The 3,554-nt window shown below is 56.6% G+C and carries 3 protein-coding genes; 2 read left to right on the forward strand and 1 reads right to left on the reverse strand.

Annotated features, from left to right (window positions below):
• Nucleotides 1–965: 965 nt before the first annotated feature.
• Nucleotides 966–1,841: a Bug family tripartite tricarboxylate transporter substrate binding protein gene (locus ABSE61_RS36595; RefSeq protein WP_423876023.1), complete on the reverse strand. Its 876-nt coding sequence runs from the start codon at nt 1,839–1,841 to the stop codon at nt 966–968.
• A gap of 337 nt (nt 1,842–2,178) precedes the next feature.
• Here ABSE61_RS36595 and ABSE61_RS36600 point away from each other — a divergent pair, with 337 nt between their 5' ends.
• Nucleotides 2,179–3,168 carry an ABC transporter substrate-binding protein gene (locus ABSE61_RS36600; RefSeq protein WP_423876024.1) on the forward strand — a complete coding sequence of 330 codons (990 nt, stop codon included), beginning with the start codon at nt 2,179–2,181 and terminating at the stop codon, nt 3,166–3,168.
• Nucleotides 3,165–3,554: ABC transporter substrate binding protein (locus ABSE61_RS36605; RefSeq protein WP_423876025.1), on the forward strand; the 390-nt coding region annotated here is incomplete at its 3' end. The genes ABSE61_RS36600 and ABSE61_RS36605, both read left to right, overlap by 4 nt.

A 3,554-nucleotide genomic window follows, 5' to 3' on the forward strand; every position in this document is an offset into this window, starting at 1 on the left:
GCTGGTGCTGGCGACCGTACGACTGTGCGTTTGCGAGCAGAAGCTGACCATGTCCGTTAGGACCAACTCAGCAGTGACACTTCCTGCTCGGCCTCTGCCCGGGGCAGGACGACTGCATGCTCGAGGGAGCAGATCAAGCATCGATGCCATCGACATCCGGCGAACCTCCTGTTCACACGGTGCTGGGGGCAGGATGTGCGGGGAGCAGAAGCAGCCAGGAGCCATTTGACCGTTGGTTTGGCGGTGACTCTTTCAGTCTTTGCGATGGAGTAAGTAACCGCTTGATTTTACTTGCCTCGAATAAAAAACGTTGACCGCTCCTAGGTTTTGACTCGCGCCCGCGAATAGAGGCACGCTTGGATCGGCTTTTACGACACACCCGACTCAACGACCCGTTCGCCCGGCGCTGGGGACACAACGATTGCATGTCTTGTAGGAGCGGAAGCGGCGCCGCCGACGCTGCGGCAAGCCTAATTGTTCGCCGGTGCCGGAGACAGCGCGACGACAAGTCGGCAAGAGCCGAAGCAGACCAAGCACCGTTAGGACCGAGTCAGCAGCGACACTCGGCCTCTGCCCGTAGCAGTACGACTTCATGCTCGCGGGAGGAGATCAAACATCGATGCCATCGACACTCCAGCGAACCTCCTGTTCAAACGGTGCTGGGGACAGAATGGCTGGATGCTCGGGGGTAGCAGATCAAAGCACGCTTCGATCGACACTCCAACGAACCTCTTGTTTACACGAAACCGGAGACAGGACGACTGTATGTGCGGGGGAGCAGAAGTAAGCGGTTGATGCGCGCCGACGAGGTCATCGAATGAAGCTCCTATTGCCGCGGTGCATGAGTCCGCGTGTGGTACATCGCGCCCGTTAGCGCGGTGCGGCAGCATGTCCGAAGTTCGGTTGCCGGAAGTCATCAGCCGAGCATCAAAATGGCGCTCATGACCCAAAGTGGCCGACGCAAATCAGTCCAGCTTGACGCCCGCAAACTTGACTACCTTGCCCCACTTTTCGACTTCGTCGGCAATGAGCCTTCCATAATCGGCTGGCGAGAGCGAGAGTGCCGTGGCGCCGAGCTCGGTAATACGTAACTTCAATTTCGGATCAGAGAGGCCCGCATTAATCTCACCGTTAAGCTTGGCGATGATCTCGGTCGGTGTGTTCTTGGGAGCGCCAACGCCGGCAATCGAGCTCGCTTCGAAGCCGGGCACAAAATCCCCAACGGTTGGGACGTCAGGGAGCCCCTCCCAAGGAGACGTGGTCGTTACTGCCAGTGCGCGCAGCCGACCGTCCTTGATGTACTCGAATGAGGAGGGCACGTTGTCAAACATGACGTGCACCTGGCCGCCCATAAGATCGGTGAGTGCGGCTGCTGTGCCCCGATAAGGTACGTGAACCATATTGATGTTGGTCAGCATCTTGAATAGTTCTCCCGATACATGGATCGAGGTTCCGGTTCCGGGCGAAGCAAAGTTTATCTTGCCGGGGTTGGCTCTGGCGTAGGCTATGAACTCGGGAACCGTCCTGGCTGGAAATGTCGGATTGACCTCCATGACATTGGCAACGCGAAGCACGCTCGCGACCGGAGCGATGTCGCTGGTAAAATTGAAGTTGAGCTTGTCATAAAGCGTTGGACTTATCACCTGCGGTGCACCAATCCAAAGTAGCGTGTATCCGTCCGCCGGAGCACGCACGACGGTCTCAGTACCGATGTTGCTACCGGCGCCTGGACGGTTCTCGATAATAAATGGCTGACCAAAACGCTCCGAAAGCCATTTGCCCGTCAGGCGCGCGAAGATGTCGGTCGTATTACCAGCGGCACCAGCAACGATAATGCGCACTGGCCGCGACGGATAGGTTTCCGCCCTTACGGCGCGAGACATTGCCGGCAGAGCAAAGTACCCGCCGCCAAATGCAAAAATCGACGACGCTGAATTTTCATCGCTTCCCCCGACAACGTCACGACGAAGCTACATTTCGCGCTCGTTTTTAGGAAAGTGCAATGTCTGTTGCCGTGAACCTTTACGGAGATTCACGGCCGCTTACGGAGTAGGCGGACGTCCCGTAGCCGCCTGACATTCGCAGCCATCAAAGTAAATGCGCTCAAGGCGGCGTTTCTGCCTATCCAAGCACTTGTTCGAACCGTTACGATGCCGTCTCCAGAGCTCGGGGACGGATATGCAGCGCCGCAATTTCATCACGCTTATCGGCGGTGCGGCGGCGGCATGGCCGTTAGAAGCACGGGCGCAACCAACCTCCGCAATCAAGCGTGTGGCCGTTCTGATGGGTCTCGCTGAAACAGATGCCGAAGGTCAAGCCAGAAACAAGGCATTTCGTTCGGGATTTCAGCAGTTAGGATGGATCGAGAACGCCAATATCCAATTTGATTATTATTGGGACGTGAATAGCAACAAACGCAGTGACGAGTTGGCCGCAGTGGTAATGAGCAAAAAGGTCGACGTGATTTTTACCAATAGTCCAGCCGGTTTGGCGGCAGCAAAAAAAGCTACGCGCTCCATACCCATTGTTTTCGTTCAATTCACCGATCCCGTTGAAGATGGCATCGTAGCGAGTCTGGCCCACCCGGGTGGAAACATCACCGGGTTTGCAAGTTCTGAACACGTAATGAGCACCAAATGGCTGGACCTCCTTAGAGAGTTGGCACCTCGGACCACACGGGTTGGTTTTATCCAACACGTAGAGCACCCGTCCTGGCAGCGGTACAACCGGATAATTCAGGAGGTAGCATCATCTTTCGGATTTGCCGCCTTTCCTATCGGCGTACGCGACGCTACCGAGCTTGAAGAAGGCATAAACAAATTGTCGCTTATTCCGGGGGGCTCTCTTTTGATACTACCGGACACCTTCAACACCATCAATCGCAAGCTCATCATTGCATCGGCAAGGCAACAAAACCTCCCTGCGGTCTATCCTTTGAGCGTCTTTACGAAGGACGGCGGTCTTATGTCGTACGGCGGCGATTTAGTCGATCTGTTCAAGCGGGCTGCGCTATATGTAGATCGCATCCTGCGAGGCGATAAGGCGGGAGAATTACCGATCCAACAGGCTACCAAGTTTGATTTGGTCGTCAATCTCAAGACCGCTAAGGCGCTCGGCCTCGACGTACCGCCGACACTGCTCGCCCGCGCCGACGAGGTGATCGAATGAAGCGGCGCGATTTCATCACGCTGGTCGGCGGGGCAGCGGTTGCTTGGCCGCTGGAGGGGCGAACACAGCAGACAGCAAAGCCGGTGGTCGGTTTCCTTGCAAGCCTATCGTCAGCCTACGTTGCACATTTTACCCCTGCGTTCCGCGCTGGCCTGTGTGAAACTGGCTACATTGATGGTCAGAACGTTTTGATCGAAGTTCGCGCGGCCGAGGGACAATACGACCGCCTGAGCGCCTTGGCCGCCGAACTTGTCGATCGCAAAGTTGCCGTGATCGTAGCCACCGGCGGTAGTGAACCGGCTAAGGTAGCAAAGGCGGCGACCGCCACGATCCCGATCGTCTTCGTAAGCGCCGCCGACCCTATCAGGGCTGGAGTTGTTCTCAGT

This window comes from Bradyrhizobium sp. (genome assembly GCF_049519115.1).
Classification (GTDB): Bacteria; Pseudomonadota; Alphaproteobacteria; order Rhizobiales; family Xanthobacteraceae; genus Bradyrhizobium.